The organism is Polaromonas sp. (assembly GCF_016185115.1).
Lineage (GTDB): Bacteria > Pseudomonadota > Gammaproteobacteria > Burkholderiales > Burkholderiaceae_C > Polaromonas.
On sequence record NZ_JACPOF010000029.1, the window covers coordinates 326,019 to 342,451 of the forward strand.

The window sequence follows — 16,433 nt, forward strand, 5'->3', positions numbered from 1 at the left end:
TCAAAGCGCGGGCGGCTTCTGCAAACGAAGGAATGTCGAGGTCCCAGCCAGCAAGGCCTCGTATTCCTGAACTGCCAGCACCACAACCGCCGGCCGGCCATGGCGGGTGATGGTGACGGGCTCGCGCTGGGCAGTGTCAATGATCTGGCCCAGACGATTTTTGGCTTCGAGTGCAGAGAAAGTGCTCATGAGTTGCCCCTGGTTAAAACGGCTATTTTAGCTATTTTAGCTATTTTAGCTATTACAGCTGTTTTCAGCCATCAACAGGTCATTCAAATCGATTGCTGGAGGCTCAAAAAGCCCGAAAAATGCCACTTTTAAGTATCAAAAATGGCTGCAAGCCAATGAATACGCACGTGAGAAGCTATTAAAAACGTAGCATTTATCGAATCACGGCATCCAGGGAAACCGGTTCAAGCGCCCATTCGATGTGCTCACGCACCAGTGCGGTTGCTCCATCCAGCCGCGCCAAGAGGGCTGTGCGAATGGACGCGAGTTCTTTCTCATTCGCGTCAGCCTGCGCATCAGCGCGCCGCAAGGCGTTACCCATAGCGACTGCGATGTTGCGCAGCCATCGCTCGTGGCCTATGCGGCGTATGGCGCTGCCTTCGGTAAAACCCAGGAACTCCGCTTCGGTCCAGGCAAACAGCGTCACCAGTTGCTGGCCGGTGAGCCCCTGCCGCTCGTCAAAGTCGGGCAAGGCGCTGCGCTGCGCGAACTTGTTCCACGGGCACACCAGTTGGCAATCGTCACAGCCGTAAATGCGGTTGCCCATGAGCGGGCGCAACTCCAGCGGAATCGGGCCATCGTGCTCTATGGTCAGGTAAGAGATGCATCGCCGGGCATCCAGCTTGTGTGGCGCGATGATGGCCTGCGTGGGGCAGACATCGATGCACGACGTGCAACTGCCGCAGTGCGGCGTGACCGGCTCGCTGTGCGGCAGCGCGAGGTCTACATAAATCTCGCCCAGAAAAAACATGGACCCGGCTTCGCGGTTCAGTAGCAGCGTGTGTTTGCCGCGCCAGCCCTGGCCGGATCGCGCGGCCAGTTCGGCTTCGAGCACCGGCGCCGAATCGGTGAAGGCGCGGTGCCCGAAGCTGCCGACATGGGCGGAGATGCGCTCACCCAGCTTTTGCAGCCGGTTGCGCATGACCTTGTGGTAATCGCGCCCCCTGGCGTACACCGATACAACAGCTTCGGTCGGCCGGCCAAGCCGGCTGAACTCAAGCGCCTGCCATTGCCCGGACTCCACCGGTGTAGCCGCCGGCAGATAGTCCATGCGCGCGGTGATGACACTGACGGTGCCCGGAATCAGCTCTGCAGGTCTTGCCCGCTTCAGCCCGTGCGAGGCCATGTAATGCATGTCACCATGAAAGCCGGCTGCGAGCCAGGCTGATAATCCAGGTTCGGCAGACGAGAGATCAACGTCTGCAATGCCGATTTGCGAGAATCCAAGCTCGCGCGCCCAGCCCCCAATCTGATTGACGAGTTCCTGACTACCCTGATGACTGTTGACACTCACTTGCCGATTGTAAAAAGGATCGCCTGGCCGGATGAAACGGCCACGCAGGCGTTCGCATCGGCACTGGCAAAGCAGCCTGCCATCGCCAATGCGCTGATCGAGCTGCATGGCGACCTGGGTGCAGGCAAAACCACCTTTGCGCGCCACCTGCTGGCCGCCCTGGGGGTGCAGGGTCGCATCAAGAGCCCGACCTACGCTGTGGTGGAGTCCTACGCGCTCGAAACCTCACCGCTGAATCAGCCTCTGGACATCTGGCACTTTGACTTCTACCGCTTCAACGACCCTGACGAATGGGAAGAAGCCGGTTTTCGCGACATCTTTGGCGCACCCGGCCTCAAGCTGGTCGAGTGGCCCGAGAAAGCCGCCGGGCACCTGCCCAGGCCAGACCTGCTGCTCGCCATCGAACTGCAGGCAGACGATTCGCGCACAGTGACGATGACGGCAAATACCCCCAGAGGTGCGGAGCTGATCACATGAACAAGCCCCAGCCCGCCCCCATCACCCGCCGCAAGGCGCTGCAACTCGGCAGCGTGGTGCTGGCGCTGGGCGCGCATCACATTGCACGCGGCGCATCGATTGTGGCGGTGCGTGTCTGGCCGTCCAAAGACTACACGCGCCTGACGATTGAATCGGATGGCGAGATCAAGACGAAGCAGTTTTTTGTGTCAGAGCCGCCACGCCTGGCCGTGGATATTGAAGGCATAGACCTGATACCGGCCCTGCGCGAACTGGTGGCCAAGGTCAAGTCGGATGACCCCAACATCCAGGGCATACGGGTTGGGCAGAACGCACCGGGCGTGGTGCGCCTGGTGATTGACCTGAAGCAGCCCATACTGCCGCAGGTCTTCACCCTGGCACCCGTGGCCGCCTACAAATACCGGCTGGTGCTGGACCTTTACCCCACCCAGACGGCCGACCCGCTGGAAGCACTGATTGCCGAAAAGCTGGCCGATAGAAATGCGCCGCCCGCGCGAACTGCAGGCAATGAAGGCACCGCGCCAGCCGCACCGGCACATGACCCGCTGGGTGACCTGATTGCACAACAGGCTGGCAGGCCTGCACCACCACCACGATCGTCAGGCTCTGCCGCCGCACGGCCGGCAGACAGGGCAACGCCCCCCGCCGCGGCCAGCATTCCCCCTGCAGCCGTGGCGGCAACCCCTGGTGCAAAAACTGACCGCCTCGTCATCGTGGCGCTGGACCCCGGCCACGGCGGCGAAGACCCCGGCGCCATCGGCCCCGGCGGCACGCGGGAGAAAGACGTGGTGCTGCAGATTGCACATCGCCTGCGTGACCGCATCAACCAGCAGCCCAATATGCGCGCTTACCTCACGCGCGATGCAGATTTTTTTGTGCCGCTGCATATACGCGTGCAAAAGGCGCGGCGTGTACAGGCCGACCTGTTCATCAGCATTCATGCCGACGCCTTCTTCACGCCGCGGCCGCAGGGCGCGAGTGTGTTTGCGCTCAGCGACAAGGGCGCTTCAAGCAGCGCCGCACGCTGGATGGCCGACAAGGAAAATTCAGCCGACCTGGTGGGTGGCGTCAATGTGAAGGCCAAAGACGCGCAGGTGCAGAAGGCACTGCTCGACATGAGCACAACCGCGCAGATCAACGACAGCCTCAAGCTCGGTACCGCCATGCTCGGCGAGATAGGCGCCGTCGGCAAACTGCACAAGGCCAGGGTTGAGCAGGCAGGGTTTGCAGTGCTCAAGGCACCCGACATTCCCAGCGTGCTGGTTGAAACCGCCTTCATCAGCAATCCCGATGAAGAAGCCAAACTGCGCAGCGACGAATACCAGGTGCAACTGGCCGATGCGCTGATGCGCGGCATTGGCCGCTACTTTGCACGCAACCCACCCCTCGCACGTAACCGCCAGATATAGCGCGCTGCATCTTCCGCACCTCAAGGTGTGACAGAGCGCACAGGATGTTGCACTTCAACACACGGGACCGACAGTTTGCGGCGGTATTCTCCTACAGGTCAGGGCCTGCTCCACATCTACAGTGGATTCACAGGCAGAGCCCACACATCAACGCGTCACTGGACCTGATGTCAGCAGTGAAAGAGCCTGAAACTCTTAACAAAGGTGAACCAAATGAAATCGAAAATCATCATGTCAGCAGCAGCCTCCGCACTTGCACTCGCCCTGGTGGGTTGCGGAACCAATCCAACCAATGCACAGATCGGTACCGGCGTAGGCGCCGTGGTCGGTGGTGTCGCAGGTAGCGCATTGACCGGTGGTAGCGCCATCGGTACCGTAGGCGGTGCAGCCGCTGGCGCCCTGATTGGTAACGAAGTCGGTAAAAAACGCTAAATGACTAAACGGTTGTTGGCATCGTGGCTCAGGCCATGACGCCAGCAGCCTGATAGACAGGTCATCGGTTTGAGGGTGATCGTGAACAGTTAAAAGCAACGAGCCGAAAGCTCATATAAAGAGGAACCACACAATGAACACGAAACTTTTGATGGCAACCGCCGCTTCCGTCCTTGCCCTGACCAGCATGGTCGGCTGTGCGAGCAACCCCACCAACGCACAGATCGGTACCGCTGTCGGCGCTGTGGCTGGTGGTGTGGCCGGTAACGTCCTGCTGGGCGGCCCGCTGGCCACCATTGGCGGCGCCGCTGTAGGTGCGGTCGTCGGCAATGAAGTCGGCAAAAAACGCTGACACCCTGCGCAACCATCAAGGTTAAAAATTAAAAAAAGCGGCTCCTGATTCAGGAGCCGCTTTTTTGTTTGCGCTGCAGATTGAACGCGCTTGTGTATCAGGCTACCGGCGGCGAAACCTTACGCCCTGCTTTCCAGGCACCATAAATCACCAATAGCCCCGGGATCAGAATCATCGCCCAGATGATCTTGTCGAGGTTGGCCTTGACCCAGGGCACGTTGCCGAAGAAATATCCTGCCGTCACGATGCCGCCCACCCACAACACCGCGCCCATGACGTTGTAGGCCGTGAATTTGCTGCGTGTCATTTCAGACACCCCGCCCACGAAGGGAGCGAAGGTACGCAGGAAAGGCATGAAGCGCGCAGCGATGATGGTGATGCCGCCGTAACGCTCATAAAAAGCATGGGCCTGGTTAAAGGCCTTTTTGTTGAAGTAGCGCGACTGCTCCCACTGGAATACCCTGGGGCCGAAATAACGGCCAATGCTGTAATTGCACTGGTCGCCCAATACAGCCGCCACAAACAGCAGCCCGACGGCCAGCGGATAGCTCATCAACCCGATGCCGCACATGGCACCCACCACAAAGAGCAGTGAGTCGCCTGGCAGGAAGGGCATGACGACCACGCCGGTCTCCACAAAGATGATCAGAAACAGCAGGGCATAAACCCATGCGCCGTAGCTGGTGACAAAGGTTTCCAGGTGCTTGTCGACGTGGAGGATGAAGTCAATGAGGTAGGTCACAATTTCCATGGCCGTGATTTTGACAGGTCATTCACGCTCCCGGCCTAAAATCCCTTTCCAATGACAGCCCTTCTTGCGGCACGCCGCCCGATTCTTGAACTCCCTGACGAACTGATCAGCCAGATTGCGGCCGGTGAAGTCGTTGAGCGCCCCGCATCGGTGGTGCGCGAGCTGGTCGACAACGCGCTGGATGCTGGCGCGCGCAGCGTCACGGTGCGGCTGATGGCCGGCGGTGTGCGGCTGATACTGGTTGAAGACGATGGCCAGGGCATACCGCGCGAGGAGTTGCCGATAGCCCTCAGGCGCCATGCCACCAGCAAGATCGCCTCGCTGCAGGACCTTGAAGCCGTAGGCACCATGGGTTTCAGGGGCGAAGCGCTGGCCGCCATCAATTCGATTGCCGACATGAGCCTGCTCTCGCGCACTGAAGATGCAGAGCACGCCTGGCAACTCGACGGCCGTACCGGCGAGATCAAACCCGCCGCGCGCAGCCGCGGCACCAGCGTTGAAGTGCGCGAGCTGTTCTACGCCACGCCGGCCCGCCGCAAGTTCCTCAAAACCGACGCCACCGAATTAGCCCACTGTGTGGAGGCCGTGCGCCGCCACGCGCTGGTCAGGCCTGACGTGGCCTTTGCCATCTGGCATGAGGGCAAGCTGGTCGAGCAGTGGCGTGCCTGCACAGGTGAGACGGCCCATGAACAACGCCTGGCCGATGTGCTGGGCAGCGACTTTGTAGAGCAGTCTGTCGCCGTCAACTATGAAAGCAGCGCACGACGCCCCGACGGGCAGCCCGCAGTACGCATCTGGGGCCGCGCTGGCATTCCCGATGCCGCACGCTCCCGTGCCGACCAGCAGTTTGCGTACGTCAATGGCCGCTATGTACGTGACAAGGTGCTTACGCATGCCGCACGCAGCGCCTATGAAGACGTGCTGCACGGCCACCGCCAGCCCGTGTATGCCCTTTACGTCGAGATGGACCCCGCCAAAGTGGATGTGAATGTGCACCCGACCAAGATAGAAGTGCGCTTTCGGGACAGCCGCGAGGTGCACCAGGCCGTACGTCACGGCACCGAGAACGCACTGGCTATACCCCGCTCTGGTACGCAGGCAATGACTGATGGCGCAACGGGAGCAACATCAGCCGCCTTTGGCGCACCCGCATCACCGGCTTCATATTCATGGGCACAACCCACCATGAATTTCTCGTCACCAGCCGTGTACGGCAACGGAAATGGAAACCGGAATGGAGGCGTTTCGGATTTCGAAGCCATGTGGCCCGCCGCGACACCAGCCCAGTCCAACGGCATTGCCAGCCAGGTCTACGCTCCGCAAGTAGTGACGCAGCAGGAATCCACCCTGCCCCCCGGCGAGTGGCCGCTGGGCCGCGCGATAGCCCAGTTGCAGGGCATCTACGTGCTGGCCGAAAACACCCAGGGCCTGGTGATTGTGGACATGCATGCTGCCCATGAACGCATTGTTTATGAGCGCCTGAAATCCCAGATGGATGGCGTTGGCGGCGCGGGCGCAGGCATCGCCAGCCAGCCGCTGCTGATTCCGGCCACCTTTGCCGCCAGTCCTCAGGAAGTCGCCGCTGCCGAGGCCAGCCATGAAGTGCTGGCCACACTGGGGCTGGAGATCACGCCCTTTTCACCCAAAACCCTGGCCGTACGCGCCGTACCGACCAGCCTTGCGCAGGGTGATGCGGTCGAGCTTGCCCGCAGTGTGCTGGCAGAACTGGCCCAGCACGACGCCAGCACGGTCATACAGCGGGCGCAGAACGAGCTGCTGTCAACCATGGCCTGCCACGGTGCCGTGCGCGCCAACCGAAAGCTGACGATTGACGAGATGAACGCCCTGCTGCGCCAGATGGAAGCCACCGAGCGCTCCGACCAGTGCAACCATGGCAGGCCGACCTGGCGCCAGGTCAGCATTCGCGAGCTGGATGCGCTCTTCATGCGCGGGCGCTGAAGCAGACAGCTCTCAGGGTTTTCCGCCAATTTGTAACGGCGGCCATCCGGTTTGTCTGCCGGTGCGGTTCATGCTTCGTTGATTTCAGAGGACACAGTCAGGGGTGCGACTTTTCAAAACTTCACACGCCACCTAACCGCCGCCGCGAACTTTTTGGACCCGCTCCAGTCTGTTACACAGCATGAAAAAATTGCACCTCCGTATTTTTCTGGCATTTCTCGTCACATTCGCACTGCTGACCGGCTGCGCCACACTCGATGAAAAACAGCGCGCCTGGATATTCCAGCCCAGCGACCGCACCTGGAGCGGCGGCCTGATGGCAGCTGAGGGCATGGAGGATGTCTGGATTGACTACAAAGCCAAAAAAGGCGCGCTGACGGGCGGCGATGACTACCCTGTTCGCCTGCACGGCCTGTGGCTGGAGGCCGACAAGCCGCAGGCCTCCAAGGCCCCCGTGATGCTCTACCTGCATGGCGCGCGCTACAACGTGACAGGTTCCGCCCCACGCATACGCCGCATGCAGGAGCTCGGTTTTTCGGTACTCGCGATCGACTACCGCGGTTTTGGCAAAAGCACAAACGAGCTGCCTTCTGAAGCATCAGCCTATGAAGATGCCCGCGCTGCATGGAGCTGGCTGGCACAGAAATACCCAGACCGCCCCCGCTACATCTTCGGCCACTCGCTGGGCGGCCCGATTGCCATCGACCTGGCAACTGAGGTCAAGGACGAAAGCGGCACCATTGTTGAAGGCACATTCACCTCCATTGCCGATGTGGTGGCCAGCTCACGCTGGGGCTGGATGCCAGTCTCACTTCTGATCACGCAGCGTTTTGAGGCCGTTAACAAGGTAGGCAAGATAGGCTCGCCATTGCTGGTGGTGCACGGCGGCCAAGACCAGCTCATATTGCCCGACCTGGGGCGCAAGCTCTATGAAGCAGCAGTTGAACCCAAGCTGTTTGTCCTGGTTGAAGGCGGCTCCCACCACAATACCAACCAGATCGGACAGCCGCAGTACCGCGAGGCGCTGGCGCGGCTTTTCGCACTGAAGTAAATCCGTTCCGGCACGGCAGGGCTTGGCGCCCGCCGGCTTTACCGCACTGTCAATCTGCTAACCTCAGGCAGATGCCTGCGACGCGACCGGAAAACACTGCTGAAAACACCGTCAATTTCCCACTGACACAGGCGCCGATGTCGCCTGCCCTGATCGCACTGCTGCTGTCCATGATGCTGGGCATACAGCCCATCACCACCGATCTTTACCTGCCAGCCCTGCCCGCCCTGACAGAAAGTTTTGCGGCACCCATGTCGCAGGCGCAGCTCACGCTCAGCGCGCTGCTGCTGGCCTTTGGCATCTCTCAACTGGTCTGGGGCCCGCTGTCAGACCGCTTTGGCCGGCGCCCGATTCTTTTGTGGGGGCTGTCCGCCTATACGCTGGCGTCCATCGCCAGCACCTTCACCCCCACCATGAGCCAGCTCATCAGCTGGCGTATCGTGCAGGGCGCAGCCATGGGTGCGGTGGTGATGTGCGCACGGGCCATTGTGCGCGACCTCTACAAACCTACCGAAGGCGCGCGCATCATGTCCAGGGCGCTCACGGGGCTGGGCATCATTGCAGGCATCTGCGCGCCGCTGGGCGGGGTACTGGCCGGGCTACTGGGCTGGCGCACAGCCCTGGCGTCCATGGCGGTTTTCAGTGCTGGCAGCCTGCTGCTGATCACCCTTCGTTTTCAGGAGTCGCTGACAAATAAAAATCCGCAAGCGCTCAACCCACCGGGCCTGGTGCGTAACTGGCTCATGATTGTGCGCAACCCGGTCTTCCTCACTTGGTCTGCCCTGTCGATTGCATCCTATGGCGCAATGTTCACATTTCTCGCAGGTTCTTCCTTCGTATTCATCAAGGTTCTGGGCCTGAGTACCACCCAGTATGGGCTTCTGCTGTTCGTGGCTTCGATGTTTTACATCCTGGGCACCATGCTGTGCAGGCGGCTGCTCGTACGTTTTGGCATACGCAAGGCCATTGCCATTGCAGGCAGCATGAGCATCACTGCGGGCACTTCGATGGGACTGCTGGCGTGGGCCGGCGTCAGCAATGTATGGGCTGTCGCCATACCCCATTTCATTTTCATGATCGGCCACGGCATACACCAGCCCTGCAGCCAGAGCGGGGTCGTCGGCCCCTTTCCTCAAGCAGCTGGCACTGCATCGGCCCTCAATGGGTTCATGATGATGGCGATGGCCTTCATCATGGGCGGGTGGATGGGCAGGCACATGGATGGCACCGTTTTGCCCATGACCAACGGCATGTGGTTCTGGAGCGTGCTGATCGCCGGCATGGCATGGACTGCCGTACAGAAATATGGTGAACCCGCGCATGAAACTGCAAAGCCCTGAAAAACTGCCCGCGTACATCGCGCTGGCCGGGCCCACCGCCTCTGGCAAGACGGCTGCTGCACTGGCCATTGCACTTCAGTACCCGGTTGAAATCATCAGCGTCGATTCAGCCCTGGTGTACCGGGGCATGGACATAGGCACAGCCAAACCCACCGCAGCTGAACTTGCCGCCGTACCCCACCACCTCATCAACATACGCGACCCGCTTTATGCCTACAGTGCCGCAGAATTTGTGGCCGATGCCCGGCAGCTGGTTGTCGACATCACTGCGCGCGGCAAACTGCCCCTGCTGGTCGGCGGCACCATGCTTTATTTCAAGGCCCTGTTTGACGGCCTGGATGACATGCCCAAGGCCGACCCCGGTGTGCGCGCCGCCATCGCAGCAGAAGCACTGGCGAAAGGCTGGCCGGCACTGCACGCAGAACTGGCCACCGTTGACCCTGTTACGGCGGCGCGGCTGGCGCCGCAGGACTCGCAACGCATCTCGCGCGCGCTGGAGGTGTGGCGCGTGTCAGGCCAGTCGCTGTCCTTCTTTCATCAGCGGACTGCAAACGCCCCGGCGCCCGCATCAAGGCACCCCGCATCAACGCTTATCTCGCTGGAACCACAAGACCGCAGCTGGCTGCATGAACGTATTGCCCAGCGCTTCGACACCATGCTGGCCGCTGGTTTTCTCGATGAAGTCAAAGCCTTGCGCGCACGCGGCGACCTGCACGCAGACCTGCCCTCCATGCGTTGCGTCGGCTACCGCCAGGCCTGGGAAGCGCTGGACGGCACTTCGCCCATGAATGAGTTGCGCGACAAGGGTATTTTTGCAACGCGCCAGCTCGCCAAACGGCAGATCACATGGCTACGCTCGATGCCGGGGCGCCAGGTCATTGCCTGCGATGCGCCTGATGCGCTGGCGCAGGTACTGGCGACCGTCAAGGCCCTTTACCCATAAGCACGACCCCATGACACTCGCCATACGCAATCTCGGCAAACGTTACGGCGAAGCCACGGTCTTCAGCCACGTCTCGCTCGATGTGGCGCCCGGCGAGTTCGTCGCCATCGTCGGCGATTCAGGCGTGGGCAAATCCACCCTGCTCAACTGCATGGCCGGGCTGGACACATGGGACGAAGGGGGTGTGACGCTGCAGGGCACAGACCTGGCAACACTGACAGACGACCAGCGCGCCTTGCTGCGGCGCAGGCATGTGGGTTTTGTGTTCCAGGCCTTTCATGTGTTGCCGCATCTGGACGTCGCACAAAACGTGGCGCTGCCACTGTTGCTGCTGGGCCAGCCCGATGAAGACCGTGTACAGGCCATGCTTGATGCGGTAGGCCTCGCCGGCCTGGGTACAAGATTGCCCCAGCAACTCAGCGGCGGGCAATTACAGCGCGTGGCGATTGCGCGTGCGCTGGTACACCGCCCTTCGCTGCTGCTGGCCGATGAACCCACCGGCAACCTTGATCCGGCCACGGCAGGCAAAGTCATGGACGCATTGATGCTTCAAACCCGTGAGCACGGCGCATCGCTGGTGCTGGTCACGCATTCGGAAGCGGCAGCGGCGCGTGCAGACCGCGTTCTTTATTTGCGCAGCGATGGCATCAGCAGCTAAAGCCAGCGGGATGCCGCAAGATGCCGGCACACTGACCGCCCTGTTGCGCAGCTTCTCGTGGCGCGAACTGCTGCACCACCCGTGGCGCACAGTGGCCGCCGCTGCAGCTGTCATGCTGGGTGTAGCGCTGGCGTTTTCTGTGCACCTGATCAATGCCTCTGCACTCAGCGAGTTCTCACAGGCGGTGCGTTCGGTCAATGGCCAGCCTGATCTTGAGCTGCGCGCGGTGCAGGGCAGTTTTGACGAAGCGATTTTCGGGAAGGTAGCCACTCACCCGCAGGTTGAAGTCGCCAGCCCGGTGCTGGAGCTTGCCAGCTACGCAAGAGCCGGCACCGACAGGCGCATCGCCCTGCGCGTGCTTGGGCTTGACGCACTGGTGGTGGCGCGGCTGGCGCCTGCCCTCATGCCTGTGCCTTCTGCCGATGCAGACAGGTTTGCCCTCTTCACCCCGGGCTCGGTTTTCCTCAATCCTGCTGCGCGACAAAGCCTGCCAGCAGACACCTTCCAGCTGCAAAGCGGCCTGCAATTGATCAGGGTCAGCGTGGCGGGCAGCGTCAGCGCACGCGGTGCTGCCATGGCGGTGATGGATATTGCGGCCGCGCAGGAGCTGTTTGGCAAACAGGGGCAGTTGTCGCGCATTGATATCCAGCTCAAACCCGGTACAGACCGCGCGTCTTTTCTGGCATCACTGCAATTGCCGTCCAACATCAAGGGTGCAGAACCTGGCGATGCCGCACAACGCGTCAGCAACCTGTCACGGGCGTACCGCGTCAACCTCACAGTGCTGGCGCTGGTGGCGTTGTTCACAGGCGCATTTCTGGTGTTCTCTGTGCTCTCACTCAGCGTAGCCAAGCGGGCGCAGCAGTTTGCACTCCTTGGCGTGTTGGGCCTCACCGGCCGGCAGCGCTTGGCGCTGGTACTGGCTGAATCCGGTTTGCTCGGCCTGGTCGGCAGTGCAGCCGGCGTTGCACTGGGCACAGGCCTGGCTGCGCTGGCGTTGCGCCTATTGGGTGGCGATCTGGGCGGCGGTTATTTTTCAGGCGTTGCGCCGCCTCTGCAGTGGAGCGGCCAGGCCGCCGTGGCCTATGGCTTGCTGGGCACAGCAGCGGCATTGGTCGGTGGCTGGTGGCCGGCCCGCGCGGCGCAAAAACTGCCGCCCGCGCAAACACTCAAGGGCCTGGGCTCGGCCGCAAGCGAGGGGCGCGGCCACTGGCTGAGCCTGCTGCTGATTGCGCTGGGCGCAGGCGTGGCCTTGCTGCCGCCTGTGCTGGGCATTCCGCTGGGCGCGTATGTCTCAGTGGCCCTGCTGCTCATAGGTGGTATCACCGCCCTGCCCTGGCTGATTGCGCTGCTGTACAACCGGCTCAGCCCCTGGGTGGCAAACCGCTTGCTGCCCATGCTGGCGGTGGAGCGAGCGCGCCGGGTTCGTGAAAGTGCGGCTGTTGCCGTGAGCGGCGTGGTCGCGTCACTAAGCCTTGCAGTGGCGCTGACGGTCATGGTTGCCAGCTTCAGGGACTCGGTCACGCACTGGCTGGACACCGTATTGCCTGCAGACCTCTATGTACGTACCGCGCCGCCCTCATCCACATCGGGTGCCGGTGACACGGTGTACTTCACGCCGGAATTCACCACCGCCGTTGCCGGCATCAAGGGCGTGAACCGCATCAGCACGCTGCGCACCACCGCGCTGTCACTTGATGCAGCACAACCGAATGTCGCGCTGATTGCGCGTGAAATCGGCGATGCCGCGCAAACCCTGCCCCTGGTCGGCAACCCGCTGAAAGCCGCAGAAGGTCAGGTGCCGGTCTATATCAGTGAGGCCATGGTGGACCTCTATGGGGCGCGACCTGGCACTGTCTTCAAGCCGCTGTCGGCATCTTTTCCGGGTGTCTCCGGTGCCCCTACGCCGCCGGTATTTTTTGTGGCCGGCGTGTGGCGTGATTACGCGCGGCAGTTCGGCGCAGTTGCGATAGAGCGCCGCGACTTCGAGCGCCTGACAGGTGATACCCGCGTGAACGACCTCGCCATCTGGCTTGAGCCGAACGCAGTTGCAGCGGACGTTGAGCAGGCCGTGCGCGCATTGGCCGACCGCCAGTCAAACGCCGGTGGGCTGATCGAATTTGCATCGACACAGCAGATACGCGCGATCTCACTGAAAATTTTTGACCGCAGTTTTGCCGTCACCTACTGGCTGCAGGGGGTGGCGATTGCGATTGGCCTATTTGGCGTGGCGGCGAGCTTCAGCGCACAGGTGCTGGCGCGGCGCAAGGAGTTCGGCCTGCTGGCGCACCTGGGATTGAGAAGGAGTCAGATCCTGGCCGTGGTGGCCGGCGAAGGCGCAGCGTGGACGCTGATCGGCTCCATCGCAGGCCTGGCGCTGGGCCTGGCGGTTGCCGTGGTGCTGGTGTACGTGGTCAACCCGCAGAGCTTTCACTGGACCATGGACCTGGTGCTGCCCTGGCTGCGGCTCCTGGGCCTGTGCGCGGCTGTGGTGCTGGCCGGTACCGTGACGGCCTGGCTGGCGGGCCGCGCTGCAGCTGGCAAGGATGCGGTGCTCGCGGTCAAGGAAGACTGGTAAGGCCAAAGCAAACGCTATCGCAGCGGCAGGGCCGATGGCCGTTTTCGTTTGCTTACCAAAAATGGCCGGGCGTGCAACGGCTTTGTCATGACAGGGGGGCGGCTCATCACTACGATGAACATTCACCACAAAGGAGTCGCAATCATGGCATCCCCTCAGTACCGCATCGAGAGTCGTGACCCGTTGCAGGCCAGCAGGTTGCCACCGACTGATTTCAACCACCTGTTTGCAGACTGCTCGCTGGCCGTTGCAGTCGCCGTCAAAAGCGTGACAGACCCGACAAGGCAGCAGGTGCGTGTGGTGCACATCCCCAGCGGCGAAGTGATGTTTGAAACTTCTGCGCCCGCACCGCTCAACTAGCAGCTTTTGCCGCTTGATTGCCGCTTGTGGCGAACGCAAGCATCCTTTCGTTTTATTACCTCGTTCACCGGGCTTTTGCAGCTTGATACGGTCAGCCCGCCCTCATGCGCCTACGATAAAAGCTCACATCAACAAGGAGCTCTTCATGGCATTTCCCGGCGATCCGCCACATGACTTCCGCATTGAAAGCAGTGCGTCAACAGACGACAGCCTGCTGCCGGAATCCGACATCAAGCATCTCTACGCCGACGCATCACTCGCAGTGGCGGTGGCCGTCAAGATGGTGGCCGACCCCAGCTGCGAGGAAGTGCGCGTGGTGCACGTACCGACGGGTGAGGTGGTTTTCAAAACACCCGCAGTTGACGGTGAAGCGTCCACAGACTGAGCGCGCGGACATTTCCCATGCAGCAACCTTGCTGCGAGAATCGTGCGCATGGCATTTAACCGCACCCCCGCGCAGGAAGGCAGCACTGAAGTCAATTGGCTCACCACGGCCATCGCTCGCATAGAGGCCGACTTCCAGCGCAGCGCAGACACCCACCTGATCGCGCTGCCGCTGCCCGGGTTTGCGGCGCATGGCATTGACTTCTACCTCAAGGACGAATCAACCCACCCCACCGGCAGCCTCAAGCACCGGCTGGCGCGTTCGCTCTTTTTGTATGCGCTCTGCAACGGGCTGATTGGCGAAGGCTCTACCGTCGTCGAGGCATCGAGCGGCTCCACTGCCGTCAGCGAGGCCTACTTTGCACGGCTGCTGGGCCTGCCCTTCATTGCAGTGATGCCGAGATCCACCTCGCCTGAAAAGATTGCGCAGATCGAGCATTACGGCGGCCGCTGCCACTGGGTTGACAGTGCCGCCCAGGTCTACGACGAGGCGCGCAGGCTGGCGCTTGAAACCGGTGGCCACTATATGGACCAGTTCACCTATGCCGAGCGCGCGACCGACTGGCGCGGGAACAACAACATTGCCGAAAGCATGTTCAGCCAGATGGCGCGTGAACGCCACCCCGTTCCGCGCTGGATCGTCGTCGGTGCAGGCACAGGCGGCACCAGCGCCACGATAGGCCGCTATATGCGTTACCAGCGCCATCACGGTGATGATTGCCAGCTGTGTGTGGCCGACCCTGCAGGTTCGGTGTTCAGTGCCTACCACCGGAGCGGCGATGCCAGCCTGACTGCATCAGGCTCACGCATAGAGGGCATAGGCCGGCCGCGCGTTGAGGCGAGCTTTATACGCACAGTCATAGACCGCATGATCGAAGCGGCTGATACAGAATCCATCGCCGCCATGCAGGCGCTCTCAAGCGTGCTGGGCCGCAAGGTCGGGCCATCCACCGGCACCAATTTCGTGGCCATGCTGACCCTTGCACACGAAATGCTGGCGCGCGGCGAAAGCGGTGCCATCCTGTCGCTGCTTTGTGATTCGGGCGAGCGTTATCTGCCGACTTACTACGATACGGCCTGGGTTCAGGAACGCTTCGGTGACTGCACAGCAGCGCGGCAACGCATGGCAGAGGCCATGAAGGCCGAAGCCTGATGCTAAGGCGCCGGCTCCTGCTGGGCAGTGCGGCTTCACTGCCGCTGTCTGCATTGATGCAGCAGGCGCATGCCCTGCCCCTGAAAACCCTCGCCTTCCCGCGCGACCGCGGCGCACACCCCGACTTTCGCACCGAGTGGTGGTACATCACCGGGCAGGCGACATCGGGCAAGCGGGTGTTCGGTTTTCAGCTGACGTTTTTCAGATCGCGCGTGGACAGCACACAGGCCATGACATCAAAATTCGCCGCGAAACAGCTGCTGTTCGCGCATGCGGCGGTGACCGATGTAGACGGCAAAAAGCTCTGGCACGACCAGCGCATCTCACGCGATGGTTTTGGTGTCGCATCAAGCAGTGAGGCCGACATGAACATCAGGCTGCGCGACTGGTCGCTCGAGAGCAAAGGCAGCCGCTACACCGCCAGCCTGGCGTCCAGTGACTTCGCCATACGGCTGCAGTTCTCTGAAACCCAGCCGGTGCTGCTGCAGGGCAGGCAGGGCCTGTCGCGCAAGGGGCCGGAAGAAAAACAGGCCAGCTATTACTACAGCCAGCCGCAACTCGCCACCTCCGGCACGTTGCAGGTCAAGGGCCAGAATTTTGAAGTCACCGGCAAGGCCTGGCTTGACCATGAATGGAGCCAGGAGTTGCTGCACCCTGCCGCCACCGGCTGGGACTGGATAGGCATGAACCTGGATGACGGCAGCGCCCTCACCGCCTTCCGCCTGCGCGACAAGGCCGGCGACGCGCTGTGGGATGGCGGCTCATTCCGAGCCGCCAAAGGCGATGTGTATGTGTTCACGCGCGGCGAGGTGATCTTCAAACCCACCCGCCTCTGGAAAAGCCCGTTGACCCAGACGACCTACCCGGTCGAATGGATGGTGCGTACCCCGGCAGACTTCTACACCGTCAGGGCCGTCATAGACAACCAGGAACTCGACAGCCGCCAGTCCACAGGCTCCATCTACTGGGAAGGCCTGAGCGAACTGATTGACAGCAACGGCAGGTGCGTGGGCAGCGGCTACCTGGAGATGACGGGCTATGCGGCGCCGCTGCGGATGTGATTC

17 protein-coding genes are annotated in these 16,433 nt (G+C 61.7%); 14 read left to right on the plus strand and 3 right to left on the minus strand.

What is annotated here, in order from left to right; translation table 11 throughout:
- Positions 1-189, minus strand: coding sequence for a type II toxin-antitoxin system Phd/YefM family antitoxin (locus HYX42_RS20320; RefSeq protein ID WP_293406552.1), 189 nt, complete (start codon positions 187-189; stop codon positions 1-3).
- 193 nt (positions 190-382) lie between these two features.
- Positions 383-1,522, minus strand: coding sequence for a tRNA epoxyqueuosine(34) reductase QueG (gene queG / locus HYX42_RS20325; RefSeq protein ID WP_293406554.1), 1,140 nt, complete (start codon positions 1,520-1,522; stop codon positions 383-385).
- Between queG and tsaE the strand changes: the two genes are divergently transcribed.
- The 4 genes from tsaE (at position 1,505) to HYX42_RS20345 (ending at position 4,192) form a co-directional block, all read left to right on the plus strand.
- Positions 1,505-1,999 carry a tRNA (adenosine(37)-N6)-threonylcarbamoyltransferase complex ATPase subunit type 1 TsaE gene (tsaE, locus tag HYX42_RS20330; protein ID WP_293406556.1) on the plus strand — a complete coding sequence of 165 codons (495 nt, stop codon included), beginning with the start codon at positions 1,505-1,507 and terminating at the stop codon, positions 1,997-1,999. The two genes, queG and tsaE, sit on opposite strands and share 18 nt — an antisense overlap.
- Positions 1,996-3,408 (plus strand): N-acetylmuramoyl-L-alanine amidase, encoded by a 1,413-nt coding sequence (locus tag HYX42_RS20335; protein ID WP_293406558.1) that lies wholly within the window; start codon positions 1,996-1,998, stop codon positions 3,406-3,408. Before tsaE ends, HYX42_RS20335 begins: the two co-directional genes overlap by 4 nt.
- A gap of 213 nt (positions 3,409-3,621) precedes the next feature.
- Positions 3,622-3,840, plus strand: coding sequence for a glycine zipper 2TM domain-containing protein (locus tag HYX42_RS20340; RefSeq protein WP_293406560.1), 219 nt, complete (start codon positions 3,622-3,624; stop codon positions 3,838-3,840).
- A 133-nt stretch (positions 3,841-3,973) separates the two neighbouring features.
- A complete protein-coding gene (locus HYX42_RS20345) occupies positions 3,974-4,192 on the plus strand; it encodes a glycine zipper 2TM domain-containing protein (protein WP_293406562.1) in 219 nt (72 codons plus the stop codon).
- Positions 4,193-4,289: 97 nt separating this feature from the next.
- Here HYX42_RS20345 and HYX42_RS20350 read toward each other — a convergent pair whose 3' ends face one another.
- Positions 4,290-4,943: a DedA family protein gene (locus HYX42_RS20350; RefSeq protein ID WP_293406564.1), complete on the minus strand. Its 654-nt coding sequence runs from the start codon at positions 4,941-4,943 to the stop codon at positions 4,290-4,292.
- Between the two features lie 51 nt (positions 4,944-4,994).
- Here HYX42_RS20350 and mutL point away from each other — a divergent pair, with 51 nt between their 5' ends.
- The 10 genes from mutL (at position 4,995) to HYX42_RS20400 (ending at position 16,430) form a co-directional block, all read left to right on the plus strand.
- Positions 4,995-6,902, plus strand: coding sequence for a DNA mismatch repair endonuclease MutL (mutL, locus tag HYX42_RS20355; RefSeq protein WP_293406566.1), 1,908 nt, complete (start codon positions 4,995-4,997; stop codon positions 6,900-6,902).
- 181 nt (positions 6,903-7,083) lie between these two features.
- Entirely contained in the window at positions 7,084-7,953 is an 870-nt protein-coding gene (locus HYX42_RS20360) for an alpha/beta fold hydrolase (RefSeq protein WP_293406568.1), read from the plus strand.
- 137 nt (positions 7,954-8,090) lie between these two features.
- On the plus strand, positions 8,091-9,293 hold the full coding sequence (locus tag HYX42_RS20365) for a multidrug effflux MFS transporter (protein WP_293406570.1): 1,203 nt from the start codon (positions 8,091-8,093) through the stop codon (positions 9,291-9,293).
- Positions 9,274-10,236, plus strand: a complete 963-nt coding sequence (miaA, locus tag HYX42_RS20370; protein ID WP_293406572.1) for a tRNA (adenosine(37)-N6)-dimethylallyltransferase MiaA — start codon at positions 9,274-9,276, stop codon at positions 10,234-10,236. Before HYX42_RS20365 ends, miaA begins: the two co-directional genes overlap by 20 nt.
- A 10-nt stretch (positions 10,237-10,246) precedes the next feature.
- Positions 10,247-10,894: an ABC transporter ATP-binding protein gene (locus HYX42_RS20375; protein ID WP_293406574.1), complete on the plus strand. Its 648-nt coding sequence runs from the start codon at positions 10,247-10,249 to the stop codon at positions 10,892-10,894.
- A gap of 10 nt (positions 10,895-10,904) precedes the next feature.
- Complete coding sequence (locus HYX42_RS20380) at positions 10,905-13,472, plus strand: ABC transporter permease (protein WP_293406576.1); 2,568 nt, start codon at positions 10,905-10,907, stop codon at positions 13,470-13,472.
- A gap of 144 nt (positions 13,473-13,616) precedes the next feature.
- Complete coding sequence (locus HYX42_RS20385) at positions 13,617-13,832, plus strand: hypothetical protein (RefSeq protein ID WP_293406578.1); 216 nt, start codon at positions 13,617-13,619, stop codon at positions 13,830-13,832.
- Positions 13,833-13,977: 145 nt separating this feature from the next.
- A complete protein-coding gene (locus HYX42_RS20390; RefSeq protein WP_293406580.1) occupies positions 13,978-14,217 on the plus strand; it encodes a hypothetical protein in 240 nt (79 codons plus the stop codon).
- 48 nt (positions 14,218-14,265) lie between these two features.
- Entirely contained in the window at positions 14,266-15,369 is a 1,104-nt protein-coding gene (locus HYX42_RS20395; protein ID WP_293406582.1) for a PLP-dependent cysteine synthase family protein, read from the plus strand.
- Entirely contained in the window at positions 15,369-16,430 is a 1,062-nt protein-coding gene (locus HYX42_RS20400; RefSeq protein WP_293406584.1) for a carotenoid 1,2-hydratase, read from the plus strand. The genes HYX42_RS20395 and HYX42_RS20400 overlap by 1 nt, the downstream gene beginning before the upstream one ends.
- Positions 16,431-16,433: the final 3 nt, after the last annotated feature.